A 22,328-nucleotide genomic window follows, 5' to 3' on the forward strand; every position below is an offset into this window, starting at 1 on the left:
CCTCTCTTGGTGGGTGGGGGTATGGCCCCGGGGCGGGGGGGGCCCCCGGGCGGCGGGGACCCCCCCCCCCCTTTCCCGGCCCCCCCCAAAAGCGGGGGGGGGCCCCCCCGCCCGGGCCCCACCCCTCTTGGAACTACGGGCGGATCAGATGTTCCAGACCTGGAAGGTCGAGATCTGCCCCGCCGGCCAGCCGGAGTTGGCGGTGATGTTCAGCCGGACGTAGCGCTGGGTCTGCGCCGTGAACGTGATCGTGACGGTGTTGCCCGCGCCGCCGGTGAAGGCGTAGGACGCGGTGTCCTTCAGCGTCGAGAAGCTCGAGCCGTTGGTGCTGCCGACGACCTGGATGGTCTGGTTGCGGGCGCCCCACGAGGTGGGCAGCTGCAGGACCACCTTGCTGATGCTCTGTGCGGAGCCGAGGTCGACCTGGACCCACTGCGGGAAGGCGTTGTTGTTGCTCTCCCAGTAGGAGTTCTGGTCGCCGTCGGTGACGTTGCCGGAGCCGTACACCTGGACGTGGCTGGACTCGCTGGTCGGCTTGCCCGCGGCGAGGTTGGTCGGGGTGGTGCCCCCGGCGCCGGTGCCGGTCAGCGAGACCGTGGTCGGGCTGTTCTGCGCGTTGCTGGTGACCGTGAGCGTGCCGGTCCGCGTGCCGGACGCGGTGGGCCGGAAGGTCACGTTGACGACGCAGGACGCGCCGACCGCGATCGAGCTGCAGTTGTTCGTCTGCTGGTAGTCACCTGTGGCGGTCACGCCCGAGACGGTGGCCGCCGCGGTGCCCGTGTTGCTGATCGTGACCGCCTGCGAGCCGCTGGTGGTGTTCAGCGCCTGCGACGCGAAGGTCAGGCCGGTCGGGTTGGCGCTGAGGACCGGCGCGGTCGGCGTGGTGCCGCCGCTCGGGTAGACCTCGAGCTCCGCGACCTGGCCGGCGGGCCAGCCGGTGTTCGCGCTGATGTTGACGCGGACGTACCGGGTGTTCGTCGCCCCGAAGGTCAGGTTGACCGTGTTGCCGCTGGCCGGGTTGAACGTCTGGGCGGCGGAGCCGACGATCGTGCTGAAGCTGGAGCCGTCGGTGCTGCCCTGGACCGACAGCGTCTGCTGGCGGGTCGCCCACGCGGCGTCCGGCGGGAGCTTCAGCGTGACCTTGCCGATGCTGGTGGTCGCGCCCAGGTCCACCTGGACCCACTGCGGGAACGCGTTGTTGGTGCTCTCCCAGTAGGTGGCGGCGTTGCCGTCGGTGACCGTGGTCGCCGCCTGCGTGCCGTTGACCTGGCTGCTGGCGGTGGCGGGCCGGTTGAGGGCGATGTTCGTGTTGGTGCCGATGCCGGAGCCGGACAGGCCGACCGTGGCCGGGCTGTTGTTGGCGTTGCTGGTGACCGTCAGCGTGCCGGTGCGGGCACCCGAGGCGGTCGGGGTGAACTTCACGGTGACCGTGCAGGAGGCGCCGACCGCGAGGGAGCCGCAGTTGTTGGTCTGGCTGTAGTCACCGCTGGTGGTGACCCCGGAGACCGTGGCCGCCGTGGTACCGGAGTTGGTGAAGGTCACCGTCTGGGTCGGGGCGGACGCGCCCACCACCGTACCGGCGAAGGACAGCGAGGCCGGGTTGGCGTTGATGACCGGTCCGGGTGCCACACCCGTGCCGGACAGCGGGACGGTGCTGGTGACGCCTGCGGCGGTCACGCTCAGGTTGCCGGTGCGGGTGCCCGCCGCCGACGGCCGGAACGTCACGCTCACGGTGCAGGACGAGCCGGCGGCGATGCTGGTGCCGCAGGTGTTCGTCTGGGTGAAGTCGCCGCTGACGGCGATCGTGCCGACCGGGGCCGACGCGGTGCCGCTGTTGGTGACGGTCACGGCCTGGGCCGCGCTGGCGCCACCGGTCGCGACCGAGCCGAAGCCGAGCGCGTTCGGGCTGACGGTGATGTTGGAGCCGTTGTCGGGCAGGTACGGCGGGAACGTCGGCGTCGGCATCGTGCAGGCGGTCGAGCCGAAGATGCCGGAGTTGCCGCCGCCGTCGGTGAGGTTGAACCCGGCGCCGCAGTTGTAGATCGGCGCGGGGCCCTGGGTGCCGGTGGCGGTGCTGTTCGTGATCGTCGCCGCGCCGGCGACCTGGAGCTGCGCCACGAACGTGCCGGTGTTCTGGATCGTCGCGTTGTTGATCTTCACGTTGTTGATCTGCGAGCCCGAGACGAACTGGATCGCCTCGTACGGGCTCTGCTGGATCAGGATGTTGTCGATGTTGGTCAGGCCGTTCATCACGCCGTCGCGGGCGTCGAACCACAGCGCGCCGACGCCGAACTGCCAGTTCGGGTCGAGGTTGCCGGACCGGATGATGGTGTTGCGCAGCACGTCGGTGCGGCCGATCGGGGTGGACGCGAAGCGCTGCCCGACGTGGATGCCGCCGCCCTGGCTGAGGCCGGCGTCGATGACCCTGTTGTCGGTCACGAAGTTGTCGTGGCCGCCGTAGATCGCGATGCCGTTGGCGAGGATGGGCAGCTCGACCGTGTTGTGGTCGAACGAGTTGTTCACGTCGGCGTTCTGCTCGGCCCACATGGCCAGGCCGTCGTCGCCGGGGTTGCGGACGTGGCTGTTGGTGACCTTCGAGTTCGTCACGCCGTTGTGGAAGTTGATCGCGTCGGCGTTGTAGTTGCGCAGCCGCATCTGGTCGAACACCAGGTTGGTGAACGGCCCGTCCATCCAGGCGCCGACCTTGGTGTGCTCGATCCACACCCGGGTGACGGTGGAGTTGCTCAGCGAACCGCCGATGCCGTTGACCTGGTCGGCGTCGTTGCGCTCCTGCACGTTGCCGAAGATCGAGAAGTCCGACAGGTGCACGTTGGAGCTGGGCGTCGGCGCGTAGTTGCCGTAGAACCCGATCCGGTCACCGGTCGTCTTCGAGTGCCACATGCCGGCACCCTTGATCGTGATGTTGTTGACCGCGATGTGGCCCTGGATCTTGAACGTGCCCGGCGGGATCCACACCGTGCCGCCGGCGCCCGCGGACGCGATCGCCTGGTTCATCGCGGACGTGGAGTCGTTGACACCGTTCGGGTCGGCGCCCTTGCTCGTGATCGACACCGAGCCGGCCGGCTGCGACAGCGGACCGGCGACGTTCTCGAAGTCCGCGAGGTCGATGGTGTACGACGAGGCGGTCGAGTCGGCGTCGACCTGCAGGCGGAACTTCGTCCCCTGCGGGTAGACCTGCGGGAAGAGGCGGTTGACCTCGTCGTAGTAGTGGTGGTGGTTGCTGCCCGGCTGGTTGCTGAACGGGTAGCTGCTGTAGTAGTGGCTGTACGCGTTGGTCAGCGTGAAGTTGTTGGACCTGACCCCGTTGATGTACAGCGAGATCGGCGCCGTGTACACCGAGCCGTTGCTGGAGTCCGGGATGCTGTAGCGGAACACCATCGAGTTCGTCGCGACCGGCGTGGTGAACTCGACGTACTTGCCGCTGCCCTGCAGCGTGACGGCTTTGCGGTAGGACGCCTCACCGGCGAGGGTGTTGTAGGCGGCGCTCGGGCCGATGACGGTGCCGTTGGTGGTGGCGTTCTCCGCCTGCACCTCGACAAAGGGCAGCGTCGCACCGACGCCGCCGGTCGCGGCCGCCGCGGCCGGCGACATCGTCAGACCGACGACGACGCCCGCGGCAGCGAGGGTGGTGCCCGCGGTCAGGGCGACGAGACGCCCCTTCCGCCTGGCACCTCGAGTGGACCGGAACATGTGTTGCTCGCTTTCGACGGGGCCGTGCCGCGCAAGCATCAGCCGGCCGGCCGCGAGTTGGCGGTGTCGGGCTGGTCGGCGCTGGTGGTGACGATCGAACGGCGGGGTGGGTTTTGTACACCGGTTGGCGGGGCGGTGCAAGAGGGACCGTAACTCCACCGACACCGCTGCGCAATATACAGACACATCTTTGCTGTTTTCGAACGCGTTCTTGCAAGGCTTGAGCACTCATCCGCTCACGTTCCGCTTGGCTTTGCCGCGCGACCGCTCGGCGCTCCACCGCGCCACTGGGCTCCCCTGACCGTCACCACATCGCCAACACTCGATGCGACCGTCCGCTGCCGCAGCTCGGCCCGGCTCATCCCGTGCTGTGGACCGCCCTCGGACGGCAGACGAGAGGAACCAGTACATGCGACGCAAACTCGCTCTTGCCGCCGGCCTCGCGCTCGGCCTGTTCGCGAGCCTTGTCCTGTCCCCTGTGGCCCCTGCCCGGGCCGAGTCGAACGGCGGCGTCCGCGTCATGCCGCTCGGCGACTCGATCACCGACGGGTTCAACGTGCCCGGCGGCTACCGGATCAACCTGTGGCAGCGGCTCGCCGCCGGCGGGTACACCGTCGACTTCGTCGGGTCGGGCTTCAACGGCCCGGCGTCGCTGGGCGACCACGACCACGAGGGCCACTCAGGCTGGCGGATCGACCAGCTCGACGCCAACATCGTCGGCTGGCTGCAGGCGACCTCGCCGCGCACCATCCTCCTGCACATCGGCACCAACGACATGAACCAGAACTACGACGTCGCCAACGCCCCGGCCCGGCTGTCCGCCCTCATCGACAAGATCCGTGCGAACGCGCCGTCGGTCGAGCTCTTCGTCGCCCAGATCACCCCCGAGACCAACGCGACGCAGGAGGCCCGCGTCCAGGCCTACAACGCCGCGATCCCCGGCATCGTCGCCGGCAAGGGTCCGATGACGCACCTGGTCGACATGCACTCCGCCATCACCACCGCCGACCTCGCCGACGGCGTGCACCCGAACGCCACCGGTTACGACAAGATGGGGGCGCGCTGGTTCTCCGCCCTCCAGTCCGTCCCCGGCAGCCTCACCCCGACCATCCCACCGGTCGGCACCGCCGTCTCACTGGTCAGCCCGCAGTCGAACCGCTGCATGGACGTCGCCGGCGCCAGCACCACCGCCGGCGCCCAGATCCACATCTGGGACTGCCACGGCGGCACCAACCAGAAGTGGACCCGCACCGCCGCCGGCGAGATCCGCGTGTACGGCAACCGCTGCCTCGACGTCAACGGCAACGGCACCGCCGACGGGACGAAGATCCAGATCTGGGACTGCAACGGCACCGCCGCCCAGAAGTTCACCTTCAACGCCAACGGCTCCATCACCGGCACCGGCTCCGGCAAGTGCGTCGACGTGAACGCCTCAGGCACCGCCAACGGCACCAAGGTCCAGCTCTGGACCTGCAACGGCACCGGCGCCCAACGCTGGGCCGCCCGCCCCTAGCCTGCCGGCCTGATCCCCGCTCCGACCGGGTGCGTCCACCTCGGGCGCACCCGGCTTTCCCCGCTCGATCAGGGCGGCTCGGAACAACCCGACCTCGCCCGCATCCAGCCCTCCCGCCCGGCCAGGCCAACCGCCTCGACAACGCGCGCAGCCGGCCTCCCGCTCGATCAGATCGACCGACCCGACCTCGGGCGCACCCGGCCCTCCCCGCTCGAACGGGTCGGCGGGGCCGACCTCGGGCGCGGCCGGCCCTCCCCGCTCGATCAGGGTGGCCGGACCAACCCGACCTCATACGCGAACACGACCGCCTGCACCCGGTCGCGCACCTCCAGCTTCAGCAGGACCCGGCCCACGTGCGTCTTCACGGTCGTCTCCGCCACGTTGAGCCGCTCCCCGATCTCCGGGTTGGACAGCCCTTCGGCCACCAGCAGCAGCACCTGCCGCTCCCGGTCCGTCAGGCTCGCCAGCCGCCGCAACGCCTCGGGGTCCTCAACCGCCGGCGGCGCCGTCACGAACTTCCCCGCGAACCGGTCCAGCAGGCTCCGCGTCGCCCTGGGCGCCACCATCGCCTCACCACCCGCGACCGCCCTGATCGCCGCCAGCAGATCCCCCGGCGGCGCGTTCTTCAGCTGAAACCCGCTCGCCCCCGCCTGCAACGCCGCAAACGCGTCCTCATCCGTGTCGAACGTCGTCAAAATCAGCACCCGCGGCCCACCCGGCCGCGCACACAGCGCCTCGGTCGCCGCGATCCCGTCCATCACCGGCATCCGGATGTCCATCACCACGACATCCGCCTCCACCCGCCGCAGCAACCGCAACGCCTCAGCCCCGTCGCCCGCCTCCCCCACCACCACCATGTCGTCCTGCGCCGACAGCACCATCCTGAACCCAGCGACGATCAGCTCCTGATCGTCGACGATCACCACCCGGATCACCGGCCCCACCCGCCCCCGGCCACCATCCCGGCTCCGTCCGCGCGCACCGCACCCGGTCCAGCTCCATCCGCCCGCACTACATCCACCGCGACGCCAGCCGCCCGCACCACACCCGCCTCGACCCCGCCCGCGCGCACCGCACCAGCTCCGTCCGCGCGGGCCACGTCCACCGCAACACCATCCACACGCACTACGTCCATCCCGGCCTCATCCACGCGGGCCACGTCCACCGCAACACCATCCACACGCACTACGTTCATCCCGGCCTCATCCACGCGGGCAGCGTCCACCGCAACGCCATCCGCACGCACTACGTCGATTCCGGCCTCATCCGCACGGGCCACGTCCACCGCAACGCCATCCGCACGCGGCACGTCCATCCCGGCCTCATCTGCGCGCGCCGCATCCGCCTGGCATCCATCGGCGCCGGCCGTGTCTGCCGCGGCTCTGGCCGCTCGCGCTGCGGCCGCCGGGGCGCCGGCTGCCGGAGCGCCGTCGCCGTCGGCCGCGCCTACCGGAGGCGTTGGCGGCTCGCCCGGCGGAACGGCCGGCGGTGGTGTCCTGGGAATCGTGGCGGTGACGGTCCACCCTCCGTCGAACCGCGGACCGGCGCTCACCGTCCCGCCGTGCAGCGCGACCCGCTCCCGCATGCCGATCAGGCCGTGACCGCCCGAGCCTTTCGTGGCGGCGGGCAGCCGGCCGCCCCCGTCGTCGGTTGCCTCGATCACGAGGTGCTCGGGCGCGTACTCCAGTCGCAGGGTCACCTTCGCGTCCGGGCCCGCGTGCCGGAGGGTGTTGGTCAGGGACTCCTGCACGATGCGATACGCGGTCAGCTCCTCCGCCACGCTCAACCCCGCCGGGGTGCCCACCGTCTCCAGATCGACCCGCAGGCCGGCCCGCTCGACGAGCCGGTCGAGCTCCGCCAGGCCGACGCGCCGCCTGGACACGTCCCCCGCGCCGGGGGTCGCACCCCGCAGGACGCTCACCACCCGGCGCATGTCCTCGAGGGCGTCGCGGCCGGTGGCGGCGATCGTGTCGAGGGCGTGGCGGGCCCGCGACGCGGACGGGTCGAGGGTGTACCCGGCGCCGTCCGCCTGGACGATCATCACGCTCAGGCTGTGGGCGACGACGTCGTGCAGCTCTCGGGCGATGGCGGCGCGCTCGTCGGCGGCGGCGAGGCGGGCGAGGTGGTCGCGCTCGCGTTCGAGGGTGGCGGCCCGCTCCTCGAGGCTCGCCACGTACAGCAGCCGGGTCCTCACTCCGTACGCGGAGAACCACACAGCGATGGTCAGCGTGCCGATGATCCACGTGATGGTGCCGAAGTTGTCGGTCCTGCGGGCCTCGACGGCGGCGCCGATGACGACGCCGATGCCCGCACCGACGCCGGCGAGGATGCCCCAGAACAGCTGGGGCCGGTACTTGACGACGGCGAACATGGACATCAGCACCGCCATGTCATAGAGGCGCATCGCGTCGTCGAACAGCAGGTGCAGCGGCGCCGCCGTGTAGACGACGCAGGCGACGATCAACGGATAGCGGCGACGGGCCAGCATGGCGACCGCCATGACGAGCCCGATCGCGACGACGGGCGGCTCCAGCCCGCGCTCCATCACCGTCACGTACAGCACAGATCCTGCGAGGCCCCCGTCGAACAGCCAGGTCCTGATGCGCCGGAGGTGTTCGCCGTTCCACACGTCGTCCACGATAGGTCTTCAATCTGCCAGTGCTACGACGACTGCGACGTTTGCCGCTCTGCGTGACGGGAGGACTGCGGCGAGTACGCCCGCGAGCGCCGCGAGCCCGACGAACGCTCCCAGCTGCCCGACCGGGACCGCGATCAAGGTGTCGACCTCCCCGAACCCCGCATCCGCGGTGAGCAACCCGTACACGAGGCCGAACGCCACCCCTACAACGGCGCCGGCCGCGGCCATCAGCACCGCCTCGGCGAGCAGCGTCACGCGCAGCTGCCCGCGGGTCAGGCCGAGCGCCCGCAGTAACGCGGACTCGCGGGTCCGCTCCAGTACCGACAGCGACAGCGTGTTGGCGATGCCGACGAGCGCGATGATCAGCGCCAGCGCGAGGAGGACGGCGATCACGGCGACGATCTGGTCGATCGCGTTGTTGCGTTCGTCGCGGAACTCCTTGAGGTCGCCGACCTGGACCAGCGGGTGCGCCGCGAGGGCGGCGTCGATCTGGTGGCGTGCGGTCGTCGCCGGTACGCCACCCGCAGTGCGGAGCATGACGAGCGAGTCCCCGACGGCCGCCGGGAACAACGCCCTGTAGTCGGTGTCGGTGACCATGACGTCGCCGACGAGCGTCGCGCTCTGGACCGTCGCGGCGACCGTCACCGTGATCGAGTGGCCGCCGGGACCGGTCAGCCGGAGCTGGTCCCCGACCCGCCGCCCGGCGAGGGCGTCGGAGCCGCTGGCCACGACGGCGGTCCCGGGCCGCAGGTCCGTCAGCCGCCCGGCGGAGACGACGGGTCGGAACGCCGTGCCGATCGCCGCCTCGTCGATGGTCCCGACGCGCAGCCCGCCGCCGGGGCTCTTCGCATCGTCCTGCCTGACCGCGACGACGAGGTCGAAGGCGGGGTCGGCGCGCAGTCCCGCGGTCACCGCCGCCGGGACCGTCGCCGGCCGGTCGCCGCCGGTGACCGCGGGCGTGAGCAGGTAGTCGACGGGGAACGCCTTGTCGAGCTGGGCTTCGGCGGTGCGGTTGACAGTCGCGGCGATGGTGCTGCCGCCGGCCATCAACGCGACCCCCACGAGCAGCGCGGCCGTGGTCGCCGCCGTGCGGCCCGGGTTGCGCCTGGCGTTGGCGACGGCCAGGCGGACCGGCGCGCCGGCGAGGCGGCCCGGCAGCCATCCGACCGCGGACACCAGCGGCCCGATGAACAGCGGCAGGAGCAGCAGCACCGCGAGGAACACGCTCGTGCCACCCGCCATGACGATCACCATCGCGGTCAGCGGATCACCGGTGCGCATCCCGGCCAGGGTCAGCGCGACCCCCGCGACGACGAGCAGCGCCGCGGACACGATCAGCACGACCCGCCCGCGCCGGCTGCCACCGCGCCCGAACGGCGTGATCCGCAGCGCCGCGATCGGCGGCACCCTGGTCGCCCGGATCGCGGGCACCAGCGCCGACACGGTCGTGAGGACCACACCGAGGAGCAGCGCCACCAGTACCGGCGAAACACCGACAACCAGTCGACCGGTGGGCAGCCCGATGCCTGGCAGTGCCCCACCGCGGGACAGTCCGAAGCCGATCGCGAGGCCGACACCGATCCCGAGCGCGGCGCCCGTGAACCCGACCGCGGCGGCCTCGGCGATGACCCGCCGGAACACCTGCGCGCGGGTGGCGCCGACGCACCGCAGCAGCGCCGTCTCCCGCATGCGCTGGGCGAGCAGGATGTTGAACGTGTTGGCGATGACGAGCGCGGCGACGAGCACCGCGACGACCGCGAAGAGCTGCAGCCCGATGAGCAGGCCGTCGATCTGGCTGAACGCCTCCCGGGCCAGGTCACGCCGCAGCTGGTCGCCGGTGCGCACCTTCCCCGGCGCCGTGACGTGCGAGCGGACGGCGGCGGGTGCGGTGCCGTCGGCGACGGTCGCGACGACCTCGCGGAAGCCGGTGGCGCCGGTGAGCCGCACGAGCGCCGGCCGGGTGAGCACGACCGTGGACGCGTTGCCGCCGTCGACGCCGGTGATGTCGACGATGCCGACGAGCCGGAACTCGTGCCGCTGCTCGTCGGCGCCCACCAGCGCGATGGTGTCGCCGACCTGGTAGCCGGTGCGCCGGGCGCTGCGGGCGTCGAGCGCCGCGTCGCCGTCGCCCTGTGGCAGCCCGCCCGTGCGCAGGTCGAAGGGGCGCAGCTCGGCGCGGTCGCCGACGTCGACGGCATGGCCGGGGACGCCGAACTCGGTGACGAGACGGCCGTCGCGGTCGATGAGCGGTGCCTGCTCCGCCATGCGGCCTTCGACGGCGGTGACGCCGTCCAGCCGGGCGATCTCCTCCACTGTGGACAGTGGCAGGCGGGTGCGGTCGGCGGCGGTGACGGCGAGGTCGACGTTGCGGGCGGAGCGGGCGTATTCGTCGAGCAACGCGGCGCGGGTCGTGTCGCCGAAGATCATGATGCCGGCGACGAACCCGACGGCGAGCACGATGGCCAGCGCGGTGGGCACGAGGCGGCGCGGCCGCAGCCCGGACAGTGCGGTGCGTCGCATGTCAGGCCCCCAGCCGCTTGAGCAGGTCCAGCACGGCCTCGGGCGTGGGGCCGCGCAGCTCGTCGACGATGCGGCCGTCGGCGAGCATGACGACCCGATCGGCGTAGGAGGCGGCGACTGGGTCGTGGGTCACCATGACCACCGTCTGACCCAGCTCCCGGACGCTGCGCCGCATGACGGAGAGAACGTCGGCCCCGGCGCGGGAGTCGAGGTTGCCGGTCGGCTCGTCGGCGAAGACCACGTCGGGCCGGCCGAGCAGCGCCCGGGCGCACGCCACCCGCTGCTGCTGACCGCCGGACAGCTGGCTGGGCGTGTGCCGCAGCCGCTCGCCGAGGCCGAGCACCGACACCACCTGCGCGAACCGCCGCTGGTCGGGCCTGCGGCCCGCGAGGTCGAACGGCAGCAGGATGTTCTGCTCGGCGGTCAGCGTCGGCAGCAGATTGAAGGACTGGAAGATGAACCCGACCCGCTCCCGGCGCAGCAGCGTCAGTGCCTTGTCGGACAGACCCGTCAGCTCCGTGCCGCCCAGCCGGACCGAGCCGGACGTCGCAGTGTCCAGCCCCGCGAGGCAGTGCATCAGCGTGGACTTGCCGGACCCGGACGGGCCCATGATCGCGGTGAACTCGCCGGCGGGAAACGCGACGCCGACGCCGTCCAGGGCGCGCACCGTGGTGTCGCCTGTTCCATACACCTTCACGAGGTCGGTCACTTCGACCGCGAGCGTCGTTGTCATGGGAGGCAAGTTAGGCGCGGCGCGGGTGCCGCGTCGTCGTCGTCAAGCACACCATGGTTGTCCTACTCAGGTCGGACACGGGCAGTTTCGGGTCGGCCCGCGGGAGGACGACACGGCGGCGCGGGCGGGGCTAACTTCGGCGGCACCGAGCGAGAGGATTCGCCATGCGCCACCTGTACTTGTCCCGCCGCCGACTGCTGGGGGCTGCCGCCGCGGGCGCCGGCCTGACCGTGTTGCCCGCGATGCCCACCGCCGCCGCGCCGCGAGGCGCCAGGCCAGCGTTCCGGCTGCCCGTCCCGACTGGCGCGCACCCGATCGGGACGGTGCCGCTGCATCTCGTCGACCCGGCGAGGACCGACCCCTGGATGGCGCTCGCCCGGCCCAGGGAGCTCATGGTGCAGCTGTGGTATCCGGCCGCATATCCGGCCGGCCCACCGGCACCATGGCTGGCCTCGGCCGAGGCAGGGCCCGTCGGCCGGGACCTCGCCGAGACGGTCAGCGGCGTCCAGCGGGACCTGCCCGGCCTGGCGGCGGTCCGCACCCACGCGCACACAGGCGCACCGATCGCCGCGCGGCGTGGCGGCTGGCCCGTGGTGCTGTTCTCACCTGGGTATGGCGCCGGGCGCAACTCCAGCGCGGCACTGGTGGAGGACCTCGCCAGCCGCGGCCACGTCGTGGTGACCGTCGATCACACCCACGACCCGATCGCTGTCGAGTTCCCCGGCGGCCGCGTCGAGCCCAACACGATCACGGCGTTGATCGCGCAGATCGAGGACACGGCCCAGTTCGACGCGTTCGCGGCGAAGATGGTCGCGGTCCGCTCCGCTGACCTGCGGTTCGTCCTGGACCGTCTGGCGACCCTCAACCACGGCGGCAATCCCGACGTCGAGCGGCGCCGTCTCCCGGCCGGGACCCGCGGCTCGTTGCGCCTCACGCACGTCGGTGCCGTGGGCCACTCGCTCGGCGGCGCCACCGCCGCCCAGGCGATGCACGACGACCGTCGGATCCGCGCGGGAGTCAATCTCGACGGCGCCTTCTACGGTACAGATGCCGCAGCGGGACTCGACCGGCCGTTTCTGCTGTTCGCGGCAGGTGACACCGACCGCGGCAACACGCCGGGCTGGGGTGTGTTCGCCGACCACCTGCGCGGCTGGCACCGCGAGCTGACGATGCCCGGCGCGCGGCACCTGTCGTTCCACGACTCGGTGCTGATGGTCCCGACGCTCGCGGGGCTGCCGGGCGCGCAGACCGGCGATGCCTACGGCACGATCGACGGGCCGCGGGTGGCCGCGGTCGTCAGGGCATACGTGGGCGCGTTCTTCGACCTGCACCTGCGCGGCTCCGGCGCCGACTGCGGGCTGCTCGACGCGGCGTCGCCGCGGTATCCGGAGATCGGGTTCGTGGCATGAGCGGGCGTTACCGCGGCGCGGTGCTGGAGGACTTCACCGATGCGGCCGTCGCCCGGCTCGTCGCCGCCGACCGGGCCGGGTTCTGGCGGACCTCGGAGCACGCCCCCGACGAGCTCGTGGACCGGCTCGCCGACAGGGTCGCCTTGTCCCCGCCGGTCGAGCCGTGGCGGCACCGGCCGCGCGCCGACCTCGACGCGGCGCGCGTGGAGCTGCTGCTCGGGGCCGACACGGACCGGTCGCTGGCGCGTCTGGGGCAGCTGGCGCGGTCGTCGGGCGCGGTTCGCCAGATGTGCGGGGCGCGGGGCGTGTGGGTGCCGGCGGACGGCCCGGCGAGGCGGCGCTACCTGCCGCAGGCACGGACGATCGTGACGGCCCGCACGGCGGATCCGCGGTTGGAGACGTTCGTCGATCCGGGAGCGGTGTTCGGGGATCCGCGCGGGCTGGGCTGCGCGCTGCCGCTCTCGGTGCCGCTGCTGGTGAGCGACGCACTGCTGCCGACGGCCGTGCGGGGCGGCGGGCATGCGTTCGTGATGAGCCTCTGCTCGGAGTGCGACGCCGACGAGGACGTGCGGGCCGGCTACGGCTGGGCGTCCGGGAGGTTCGACGAGGAGCGCGTCGAGTCGTGCCCCGGCTATCCACCCGACGGCTGTCCGGAGCCGCCGCGGTTGCGGCTCGCCCCGGCCGGCGAGCGCCGGTGGGACGACGTGGGGCGGCTCGGTGGGCGGCCCGCGTGGTCGCAGGCGTCTCCACAGTGGCCGGACTGCTGCGGCCGGCCGATGTGGTTCGTCGGGCAGCTGCAGACGGGCGAGTTTGGCGGCGTGGGAGGCGCGATCTACGGGTTCCGTTGCGAGTGCGGTCATGCGGCCCAGTCCCGCCAGATCACCTGAGTGCCGCGCGCCGGCCGGTCGCCGGCCGTGAAGCTGCGACCACGGTCGGGGCGCCGTGCCGGCCGCGCCGTGCCGCGAGGGAGTCGGCAGCGCCCGCGGCCAGGTGCCATGCCGACCAGGCCGCGACGGGATAGGCCCGCCACCGCAGCCGGAACGGGGATGAGCCTGCCACCGCGGGCCGCGACGGGGGTCGGCCTGCCACCGCAGTCGGAAGGGTGAGTCTGCCACCGCGGGCCGCGACGAGGGTGGCCTGCCACCGCGGGCCGCGACGAGGGTGGGCCTGCCACCGCCGGCCGCGACGGGGGTCGGCCTGCCACCGCGGTCGGAATGGGTGAGTCCGCCACCGCCGGCCGCGACGAGGGTAGGCCCGCCACCACGCCGGAAGGGGTGAGTCTGCCAGCGGGGGCCGGGACGGGGGGTGGCTTGCCACCGCGATCCAGACGCCAGACCTGGAGTCGCGACCGCGGGATGGCGTCATACCGGCCGGGGTCCGCGACAAGCTAACGGCCTGCCACCGCGATCCGGGCGCCAGACCTGGGGTCGCGACCGCGGGATGGCGTCATGCCGGCCGGGGTCCGCGACAAGCTAACGGCCTGCCACCGCGATCCAGACGCCAGACCTGGAGTCGCGACCGCGCGATGGCGTCATGCCGGCCAGGGCCCGCGACAAGCTAACGGCCTGCCACCGCGATCCAGACGCCAGACCTGGAGTCGCGACCGCGGGATGGCGTCATACCAGCCAGGGCCCGCGACGAGCAAACGGCCTGCTGCCGCGATCCGGGCGCCGCGCCAGACGGGGTCGCGACACGGGTCGGACTACGGTCGCGGCTCAGACGCCAGACCCGGGGCGCGACCGTGGCACAGGCGCCATACCGGCGCGGGCGTCACATGAGTTGGCCTGCCGCCACGATCCAGGCGGCGAACCCCGGGGCGCGGCCGTGGTCCGGCGAGGCCGTGGCAGGTGTTGGCCTGGCGCCGTGGTCCGGGCACCGCACCGGCCGGGCCGCGACATGAGTCGGGCTGGCGCCGTGGTTCGCCGCACCGGCGTGGTCCCCGAGTTCCGCCGCGAGGTCCCGGACCGCGACGTCCTGGTCGTCGAGCGCCGCACCGGTCAGGCCGCGGCACGGAGATGGTCTGGCGTCGCGGGGGCGAGGGGTGTGTCGACCGGGGCGCGGCCGGGGGGTGAAGCGTGGTCATCCAGGGGCGGTGGTGAGGCTTGGGCCTGCCCAGCCGCGTGTGGTGGCGTTCATGTCGGGACCTCCTCGGGTCGGGAACCGGTCGGAGGCAAGCATCGCGGCTGGGCGGGGGGTGGCGCATCGGGAATTCTGCCTAGGGACTGCGGCGGGGGCACCCATGTTCAGTCCTGGAGGGTGCCGGCGAGCAGGCCCCGCATGAAGAAGCGGCCGAGCAGGACGTAGAGGGCGAGTGTGGGCAGGCTCACGAGCAGGGCGCCGGCCATCGCCTGGCCGAAGGGGACGGACTGGCCGCCAGCGATGTTGTTGAGGGCGATCGTCACCGGCCAGGAGTCGCGGCTGGTCATCATGGCGCCGAACATGAAGTCGTTCCAGGAGGAGGTGAACTGCCAGATGATCGCGACGGCGAAGGCGGGTTTGGCGAGGGGGACGCCGATGTCGACGAAGCTGCGCAGGATGCCGGCGCCGTCGAGGCGGGCGGACTCGAGGAGCGTGTTGGACATGGCGACGAAGTGGTTGCGGAAGATGAGGGTGGTGATCGGCAGGCCGTAGATGATGTGGATGAGCATGAGGCCGGCGAGGCCGCCGGTCGGGTCGTTGCCGCCGCGGAGGCCGACCGCCGTCATGGTCTGCGAGACGGGGATGATGACGGCCTGGTAGGGCACGAAGATGCCGAACAGGATCAGCGGGAAGACGACGTTGGCGAAGGGGAAGCGGATCTTCGACAGGACGAAACCGTTGGCGCAGCCGAGGAGGGCGGAGAGGAGGCTGGCGGGGATGGCGAGGGAGAGGCTGTTGCGGAAGCCGGAGGCGAGCTTGGGCCAGACGAGGCCGAAGTTGTCGAGCGACAGGCTCGTCGGCAGCTCCCAGATCCGCGTCGCCGACACGTCGACGGGGTCCTTGAAGGACGTGACCACCAGGACGTAGACGGGGAGCAGGAAGAAGCACGCGAGGGCCCACAGCACGACGTACCGCACGACGCTGCGGCTGCCGGCGGCGGCCTTCGACGTGGCGGGCGGGATCGGGTCGGAGACCACGTGCCGGGGCACCGTGGCGGTGGCGCGGACCATGCGGACTACCCCCGTTCCAAAGGCAGGACGAAAAGCGGGACAAGAGGCGGGACCAGGAGCGGGACGACGTGCCCCAGAGCGGTGGTTGGCATGGAAGTCACCGCCGTTCCGTGCGGAGGGCGTACCAGACGTAGGGGCCGACCACGAGGGTGACGCCGACGAGGAGGACGGTGGCGATGGTGGCGCCGCGGTCGTAGAAGCCGCCGTCGAAGGTGGTGAACCACATGTAGAGCGACGGGGTGTCGATGCGGAGGTTGCCCTGGTCGAGGGCGTACAGCAGGTCGAAGGTCTTCAGCGAGATGTGGACCATGATGAGCAGGGCGCTGAAGGTGACGGGGCGCAGCGCGGGGCGGACGACGTGCCAGAAGACCTGGGTCTCGCTGGCGCCGTCGAGGCGGGCGGACTCGCGGAGGGCCTCGGGGACGCCGCGCATGCCGGCCAGGAAGAGGGCCATGACGTAGCCGGAGAGGGCCCAGCCGGCGGGAAGGGCGACGGCCGCGATGGCCCAGACGGAGTCGGACTTGTGCCAGTCGCTGCGCAGGAAGTCGAGGCCGATGACGGTGAAGAGCTTGTTGAGGCCGGCCGTGTCGCCGCCGGAGCCGTTGTCGAGCAGCCAGCGCCAGACGATGGCGGTGGCGATGAAGGAGATGGCCATCGGGAAGAGGAAGACGCCGCGGAGGAAGCCTTCGCCGCGCACGCCCTTGTCCAGGAGCATGGCCATGAGGAAGCCGAGCAGCAGCGAGCCGCCGACGAAGACGACGGTGAAGACGACGAGGTTGCGCACGTCGGCGTGCCAGCGCTCGTCGCGCAGCAGGCGTGAGTAGTTGGACAGGCCGACGAAGTGGTAGGAGGGCGAGAGGCCGCGCCAGTTGGTGAAGGAGACGCGGACGTTCCAGCCCAGGAAGCCGTAGACGAAGACGCCGATGAGGATCAGGGACGGCGAGACGAGGAGCAGCCCGGCCAGCCACGCGGGGCCGCGGTGCTTACGGCGGCGGATCGGCGGCGGGACGAAGGGGACGTGCGGCGGGGCGTTGGAGTGCCGCGGCACGTGGACGGGGGCGGTCATCGCGTCTCCTGGAACTGCTGCTGCACGGTGCTGGCGAACTTGCCGAGGTCGCCGTGCTGGACGAACAGGCCGAGCGCCGAGTCGATCTCCGCGTTGTAGGCGTTGTTGGCCACGACGCCGTGGGCGAGGGAGCCGACGATGCGGGTCTTCGGGTCGCGCCACTGTTGCAGGGTCCAGCCGAGGTAGCCCTTGTAGAGGTCGGCCGAGGCGTCGGTGCGGGCGGGGATGGAGCCCTTGAGGGGGTTGAACAGGTTCTGCCCGTCGGCGGAGCCGCACTCGATGAGCCACTTGCGTGACAACGAAGGGCTGCGCACACCGGTGGGGAGGGTGAAGGAGTCGGAGAGGAAGTCGTAGACGCCTTCGGTGCCGGGCGAGGTGGCCACGTCGTAGCCGTCGCGCCACTGCAGCTTCTTCGACTGCTCCAGGTAGGAGGAGCTCCAGTCCCCCATGACGGCGTAGACGGCGGAGCCTTCGATGACCCTGTCGAGCTGCGGCTGCCACTCGCCGGCCGCGGAGCGGACGTCGGAGTTGGCGAGGACCTTGCCGAACATGTCGAGCGCCGACGTGACCTGGGGCGAGGTCCACCTGAGGTCGCCGGAGAAGAGCCGCTCGTAGGAGTCGGCGCCGAGCTCGCCGAGCAGGACGGTCTCCATGAGGTGCTTCTGGGTCCACTCGGGACCGACCGCGAGCGGCACCTTGCCCTTGCCCTTGATGACGGCGGCCTGGGTCAGGAAGTCCGACCACGTCTTCGGCGGACCCGCCAGGCCGAGCTCGCGAAGGACGCGCGGGTTGAACCAGATGAGGTTCGCGCGGTGGATGTTGACCGGGACGGCGTAGATCTTGCCGTCGATGGTCAGGTTGTCCAGCAGGCCCTTCGGGAAGACCTTCCGCCAGCCCTGCTCCTCGTACAACGTTGTCAGGTCCTGGACCTTGCCGGACCGGACGTCGTCGAGCAGTTCCAGCCCGGCGTGGCGCTGGTAGGAGTCGGGCGGGTCGTTGGCGAGCAGCCGGCTGGCCAGAATCGCCTTGGCGTTGGAGCCGGCACCGCCGGAGACGGCGGCGTTGACGAAGCGGATGCCGGGGTTGGAGGCCTCGAAGGCCTCGGCCATCGCGGCCAGGCCCTCCTCCTCACCGGGTCCGGTCCACCATGAGTAGACCTCGAGCTGGTCGTCGCTCGCACCGCCGACGGTGAACATCGACAGTGACGCGAGCAGCGACACGACGAGCAGCGAGATGATGGCCAGGCGGCCCTTCCACACGTCGAACCTCCCGTGGCCTCGCTGGCGGGCGAATCCGGGTCACTCATGTCGTCGAGTGAACCTAGTGCTCACGGAAGTCGTTTGGTGATGAACGTCCGGTTCGATCAACTGCGTCATCCGGGGGATAACCCAGGACGCACGGATGACTTATATCACAACCCAAAGTATGGTTCGATCCGCCGAATAGCCCGAGGTCAGACCATGACCTCGGGCTATTCGTGCCAGGTGGCGAACAGCAGTGGGCTAAAGGCTGTATGCCTCCACTTCGGACAGTTGGCCGGCGGGCCAGCCGCTGTTCGCGGTGATGGTGATCCGCAGGTACCGCACGTTCCCCGCCGGGAAGGAGAGGATCGCGGTGTTTCCGGTCGCCGGGTCGAAGGAGACGACCGCCGAGCCGCGGAGGATCGCGCCGGTCGCGCCGTCGGTGATCGTCACCGTCTGGGTGCGGGCCGCCCACGCCGTCGACGGGGGCAGGCGCAGCGTGACCTTGCCGACGGACACGGACGAGCCGAGGTCGACCTGGATCCACTGCGGGAAGGCGTTGTTGACGCTCTCCCAGTAGGTGTTGGCGTTGCCGTCGACGGCGTTGGCGGAGCCGTACGCCTGGGTGTTGGACGACTGCGTGGTCGGCCGGCCCAGCGCCAGGTTCTGCCCGCTCGCGGAGGCGCCCTGCCCGGACAGGACCACGCTCAGCGTGGCCGTGCCGTAGGTGACGGTCAGCGAGCCGGTCCGGGTGCCGGTCGCGGTGGGCCGGAAGGTGACGTTGACGGTGCAGCTCGCCCCGGCCGCGATCGACGTGCCGCAGCCGCTCGCGATCGTGTAGTCGCCGGCGACGGTGATCGAGGCGATGGACGCCGCGGCGGTGCCGGTGTTGCTGATCGTCACGGCCTGCGCCCCGCTGAACGAGCCGACGGTCGTGGCGGCGAAGCTGAGCGACGCGGGGTTCGCGGTCAGCGTCGCCGTGCCCACCGACACGCCCTTGCCGGACAGCGCCACCGAGGCCGACGAGCCACCGTACGCGACGGTCAGCGAACCGGTCCGGTTGCCGGCCGCGGCCGGGTGGAAGGTGACGGTGACCGTGCAGTTGGCGCCGGCGGCGATGACCGTGCCGCACGTGGTCGTCCGGGTGAAGTCGCCGGTGGCGGTGATCCCGGAGACCGTCGCCGGGCCGGTGCCGGTGTTGGTGACCAGCACCGTCTGCCAGTCGCTGTTGTCGTTGACCGTGGTGTCCTCGAACGACAGCGACGTCGGGCTGAGCGTCAGTGCGGGGGTCCCGCCGCCGGATCCGTACACCTCCAGGCTCGACACCTGCCCGGCCGGCCAGCCGGTGTTCCCGGTGATCTGCAGCCGCAGGTAGCGCACCGAGGCCGTGACCGGAATGTCCGCCATATTCCCAGAAGCGGGGTCGAACACCACGTCAGCCGCGGGCCGGAGGATCGCACCGGTGGCGCCGTCGAGGACCGCGACCGTCTGCCGCCGGGCAGCCCACGCGGCGGCGGGCGGAAGACGAAGCGTCACCTTCCCGACCGTCGCGGTGGTGCCGAGGTCGACCTGGATCCACTGCGGGAACGCGTTGTTGGCGCTCTCCCAGTACGAGTTGACGTCGCCGTCGACCGCGTTGGTCGCCGGGTAGCCGCCCTGCGCGCTCGACGAGGTCACCGGCTTGCCCAGCGCCAGGTTCGTGGTGCCGGCGGTGACGCCGGTGCCGGTGAGCTGCACGAGGACCGCGCCCTGCCCGTCGTCGCCGGTGATCGAGTACACCGCCGACTGCGGCCCGGCCGACGACGGCGTGAACGTCACCGTCTGGTGGATGATGTCGCCGGGCGACAGCTGCTGCCCCTCCGACACGGGCGTGGTGGTGTTGAACGCGCCGACCGGCGGCGCCGCCTTGGTCAGGGTCAGCGTGATGTTGCCGGTGTTCGCGATGTCGAAGACCGCGGTCGCTGTCTGCCCGACCGGCACCTGACCGAACTGGACCGGGTTGGGGGTGATCGTCAGCTGCGGCGCGCCGGTGACGGCGGTGCCGGTGACCGGGACGGTGACGGAGCCGGCGCTGCTGGTGACGATGAACGTGCTGCTCGCCGTGCCGGCCGCGGTCGGCGCGTACCGGACGGAGACCGACACGGAGGCGCCCGCGGCGAGGGTCGTGCCGGTGGCGGGGACGCCGGTGGCGGTGAACGGCGCGGCCGGCGGCGTGAAGCCGGTGATCGTCACCGCGGACGTGCCGGTGTTGGTCACGCTGACGCCGAGGGTCTTGTTGGCCCCGGTCGGCACGGTGCCGAACGACAGCGTCGACGGGGTGGCGCCGAGCCCGGGCCTGGTGCCGATGCCGTGCAGGTCGAACGGCACGGTGCCGGCGTTGGTGGTGAAGGTCAGGCTGCCGGTGGCGCCGCCGGTCGCGGACGGTGTGAAGCGCACCGGCACCGACAGCGTCTGCCCGGTCGTGAGGTTCACCGGCAGGGCGGGCGGCGTGGCGGCGAACGGCGCGGCGGTCGAGATCGCGGTGATCGAGACGGCGCGGGTCGCGGTGACGGTGACGGTCGCGTTGGCGGTGCTGCCGACCGCGACGCTGCCGAAGTCGGTGGGCCCGCTGGTCAGCGCCGCCGTGGTCGGCCGGCCGAAGCCGATGACGTGCCCGTCGCGGGTGCCGACGAAGACCCGCCCGCCGTCGGTCGCCGGGGTGACGAACTTGGTCGCGACCCCGATCGGCGCGCTGTAGCGCAGGTTGAGCCGGCCGTTGACCGGCAGCGCGTCGTAGGCGCGCAGCTGGCCGTTGGCGCCGCTGGACCCGTCGCTGTAGACGGCCCACACGATGGCGCTTCCGGAGGTGGTACCGGTGGACGTCACGACCGGTGAGCCCGAGGTGTACCCGAAGGTCGACGCGCTGGTCCCGGCGGAGGTGAGCACGGGCAGGCCGGCGCCGTTGACCCCGTACTTGAACGCGCGCAGGAAGCCCTGGTTCTCGACCTGGTACACGTAGCCGCCGTCGCCGCCCCAGAACGCGGGGTGCCCCCAGACGCCGTTGTACGGCCCGGCCGGCGGGCCGACGGACGCGTCGCCGCCACCCGGCCCCTGCGCGTTGCCGCCCAGGTTGTCGCGGTCCAGCAGGTACACGCGGCCGTCCTTGCCGGTCTGCACCAGCAGCTTGGGGTGGGCGGCGGTGCCGAAGCCGGCGGGCAGCGCCATCGGGCCGCCGGAGCCGAAGTCGGTGTCGTCCTGGTCGAGGCGGCTGTTGTTGAACGGGCTGAAGAAGTCCTTCGCGGTGAGGGAGCCGTCGCCGTTGACCTGCAGCCGGATGATCGACTCGGCGAGGGTGCCGGGCGGGCTGGTGCCGGGGCCGGGCGCGGGCGAGACGCCGTTGCCGGTGGAGACGATGATCCGGCCGGGGCCGTCGGAGACGAGGCCGCCGCCGGACTGCCAGATGCCGGCCATGCCGTTGCTGCGGCCCGCCTCGGTGGACCACAGCGTCGTCATCTGCGGCGTCGTGGTGCGCACGCCCGCGACGTAGCCGACGTACGGGCCGTAGTCGCAGTGGCTGGCGAACCCGGCGTAGACGACGCCGTCGAGCAGCAGCAGGCCGGGGCGCTGCGCGGCGGTCTTCGGGTTGAACGTGTTGCCCGGGTCGTTGGTCGGCGAGCCCTGGATCGTCACCGGCCAGCCGGCCCGCTCGACGCCGGTCGCGGGGTTGACCGAGTGCAGGTAGAAGTGCGGGTGGTCGGCGTCGGGGCCGTCGTTGACCTTCGCCATGAAGAACACGGCGTTGGTCGCCGGGTCGTAGACGGGCGTGCTCGTGATGCCGATGTTGGGCACCAGGTCGCCGCAGCCGATCGCCGACGCGGGCCACGCCGGCCCGACGCTGCGCGACCAGTTCACGGCGCCGGTCGCCGGGTTGAGCCCGTAGACCCAGTTGTTCTCCGTGACGGTGATCAGGGTGCCACCGGCGACGATCGGCTGCGCGTACACCTGACCGTTGACGGTCGCCGAGAACAGCTGCCCGAAGTCGGAGGCGGACACGGCCGACGGCGCCAGGCCGGGCTCGTTGCTGTCCCAGCCGGTGCGCAGGTTGTCGACCGAGACGGTGGTGATGTCGGCGTTGGACGGTTGGGGCGCGATGACCACCAGTGCGGACAGCGTCAGCGCTGCCGGCAGGAGGCGGATGAGGGCACGACGCATGACACGCTCCTGGCGGGGAACGGCAACGATGAAGGATCGAACCGTAACTTGGTCGATCCTTCACCGCAAGATGCTGACTGCCCTATGAAATTTTGCGACACCCCTATGTCAACGTCGGAACTGCCGCGCGACCGGCCAAAGTGCCGGTCGACCAGGA

At 71.6% G+C, this 22,328-nt stretch carries 12 protein-coding genes; 3 read left to right on the plus strand and 9 right to left on the minus strand.

Annotated features, from left to right (window positions below):
* Window positions 1–144 precede the first annotated feature (144 nt).
* Window positions 145–3,711, minus strand: a complete 3,567-nt coding sequence (locus tag AB0I21_RS52630) for a choice-of-anchor D domain-containing protein (RefSeq protein WP_360572826.1) — start codon at window positions 3,709–3,711, stop codon at window positions 145–147.
* Window positions 3,712–4,120: 409 nt separating this feature from the next.
* Here AB0I21_RS52630 and AB0I21_RS52635 point away from each other — a divergent pair, with 409 nt between their 5' ends.
* Window positions 4,121–5,224: a ricin-type beta-trefoil lectin domain protein gene (locus tag AB0I21_RS52635; protein ID WP_360572828.1), complete on the plus strand. Its 1,104-nt coding sequence runs from the start codon at window positions 4,121–4,123 to the stop codon at window positions 5,222–5,224.
* Between the two features lie 263 nt (window positions 5,225–5,487).
* Here the strand turns inward: AB0I21_RS52635 and AB0I21_RS52640 are convergent, their stop codons facing one another.
* From AB0I21_RS52640 to AB0I21_RS52655, 4 genes are read right to left on the minus strand one after another with little or no spacing between them, the layout of a single operon-like run.
* Window positions 5,488–6,159 carry a response regulator transcription factor gene (locus AB0I21_RS52640; protein ID WP_360572830.1) on the minus strand — a complete coding sequence of 224 codons (672 nt, stop codon included), beginning with the start codon at window positions 6,157–6,159 and terminating at the stop codon, window positions 5,488–5,490.
* Window positions 6,156–7,862: a sensor histidine kinase gene (locus AB0I21_RS52645; protein ID WP_360572832.1), complete on the minus strand. Its 1,707-nt coding sequence runs from the start codon at window positions 7,860–7,862 to the stop codon at window positions 6,156–6,158. The genes AB0I21_RS52640 and AB0I21_RS52645 overlap by 4 nt, the downstream gene beginning before the upstream one ends.
* Before the next feature lie 9 nt (window positions 7,863–7,871).
* Entirely contained in the window at window positions 7,872–10,382 is a 2,511-nt protein-coding gene (locus AB0I21_RS52650; RefSeq protein ID WP_360572834.1) for an FtsX-like permease family protein, read from the minus strand.
* 1 nt (window position 10,383) lies between these two features.
* Window positions 10,384–11,115: an ABC transporter ATP-binding protein gene (locus AB0I21_RS52655; protein WP_344504598.1), complete on the minus strand. Its 732-nt coding sequence runs from the start codon at window positions 11,113–11,115 to the stop codon at window positions 10,384–10,386.
* Between the two features lie 164 nt (window positions 11,116–11,279).
* Between AB0I21_RS52655 and AB0I21_RS52660 the strand changes: the two genes are divergently transcribed.
* Window positions 11,280–12,524, plus strand: coding sequence for a hydrolase (locus AB0I21_RS52660; protein WP_360572836.1), 1,245 nt, complete (start codon window positions 11,280–11,282; stop codon window positions 12,522–12,524).
* Window positions 12,521–13,411, plus strand: a complete 891-nt coding sequence (locus AB0I21_RS52665; RefSeq protein WP_360572838.1) for a hypothetical protein — start codon at window positions 12,521–12,523, stop codon at window positions 13,409–13,411. The genes AB0I21_RS52660 and AB0I21_RS52665 overlap by 4 nt, the downstream gene beginning before the upstream one ends.
* Before the next feature lie 1,356 nt (window positions 13,412–14,767).
* On the opposite strand, the gene AB0I21_RS52670 is transcribed toward AB0I21_RS52665, so the two are convergent.
* From AB0I21_RS52670 to AB0I21_RS52685, 4 genes are all read right to left on the minus strand, one after another.
* A complete protein-coding gene (locus AB0I21_RS52670; protein WP_360572840.1) occupies window positions 14,768–15,673 on the minus strand; it encodes a carbohydrate ABC transporter permease in 906 nt (301 codons plus the stop codon).
* A gap of 97 nt (window positions 15,674–15,770) precedes the next feature.
* A complete protein-coding gene (locus tag AB0I21_RS52675; RefSeq protein WP_360572842.1) occupies window positions 15,771–16,739 on the minus strand; it encodes a sugar ABC transporter permease in 969 nt (322 codons plus the stop codon).
* A complete protein-coding gene (locus AB0I21_RS52680; RefSeq protein WP_360572844.1) occupies window positions 16,736–17,998 on the minus strand; it encodes an ABC transporter substrate-binding protein in 1,263 nt (420 codons plus the stop codon). Before AB0I21_RS52680 ends, AB0I21_RS52675 begins: the two co-directional genes overlap by 4 nt.
* A gap of 243 nt (window positions 17,999–18,241) precedes the next feature.
* Window positions 18,242–22,171, minus strand: a complete 3,930-nt coding sequence (locus AB0I21_RS52685; RefSeq protein ID WP_360572846.1) for a choice-of-anchor D domain-containing protein — start codon at window positions 22,169–22,171, stop codon at window positions 18,242–18,244.
* Window positions 22,172–22,328 lie beyond the last annotated feature (157 nt).

It is taken from the genome of Dactylosporangium sp. NPDC050588 (genome assembly GCF_040654975.1).
GTDB classification, from domain to species: domain Bacteria; phylum Actinomycetota; class Actinomycetes; order Mycobacteriales; family Micromonosporaceae; genus Dactylosporangium; species Dactylosporangium maewongense.

Coding starts and splice junctions, on each gene's coding strand:
- AB0I21_RS52630 (WP_360572826.1), bottom strand. CDS start 3,711: ATGTTCCGGTCCACTCGAGGTGCCAGGCGGAAGGGGCGTCTCGTCGCC.
- AB0I21_RS52685 (WP_360572846.1), bottom strand. CDS start 22,171: ATGCGTCGTGCCCTCATCCGCCTCCTGCCGGCAGCGCTGACGCTGTCC.
- AB0I21_RS52670 (WP_360572840.1), bottom strand. CDS start 15,673: ATGGTCCGCGCCACCGCCACGGTGCCCCGGCACGTGGTCTCCGACCCG.
- AB0I21_RS52650 (WP_360572834.1), bottom strand. CDS start 10,382: ATGCGACGCACCGCACTGTCCGGGCTGCGGCCGCGCCGCCTCGTGCCC.
- AB0I21_RS52660 (WP_360572836.1), top strand. CDS start 11,280: ATGCGCCACCTGTACTTGTCCCGCCGCCGACTGCTGGGGGCTGCCGCC.
- AB0I21_RS52635 (WP_360572828.1), top strand. CDS start 4,121: ATGCGACGCAAACTCGCTCTTGCCGCCGGCCTCGCGCTCGGCCTGTTC.
- AB0I21_RS52655 (WP_344504598.1), bottom strand. CDS start 11,115: ATGACAACGACGCTCGCGGTCGAAGTGACCGACCTCGTGAAGGTGTAT.
- AB0I21_RS52665 (WP_360572838.1), top strand. CDS start 12,521: ATGAGCGGGCGTTACCGCGGCGCGGTGCTGGAGGACTTCACCGATGCG.
- AB0I21_RS52675 (WP_360572842.1), bottom strand. CDS start 16,739: ATGACCGCCCCCGTCCACGTGCCGCGGCACTCCAACGCCCCGCCGCAC.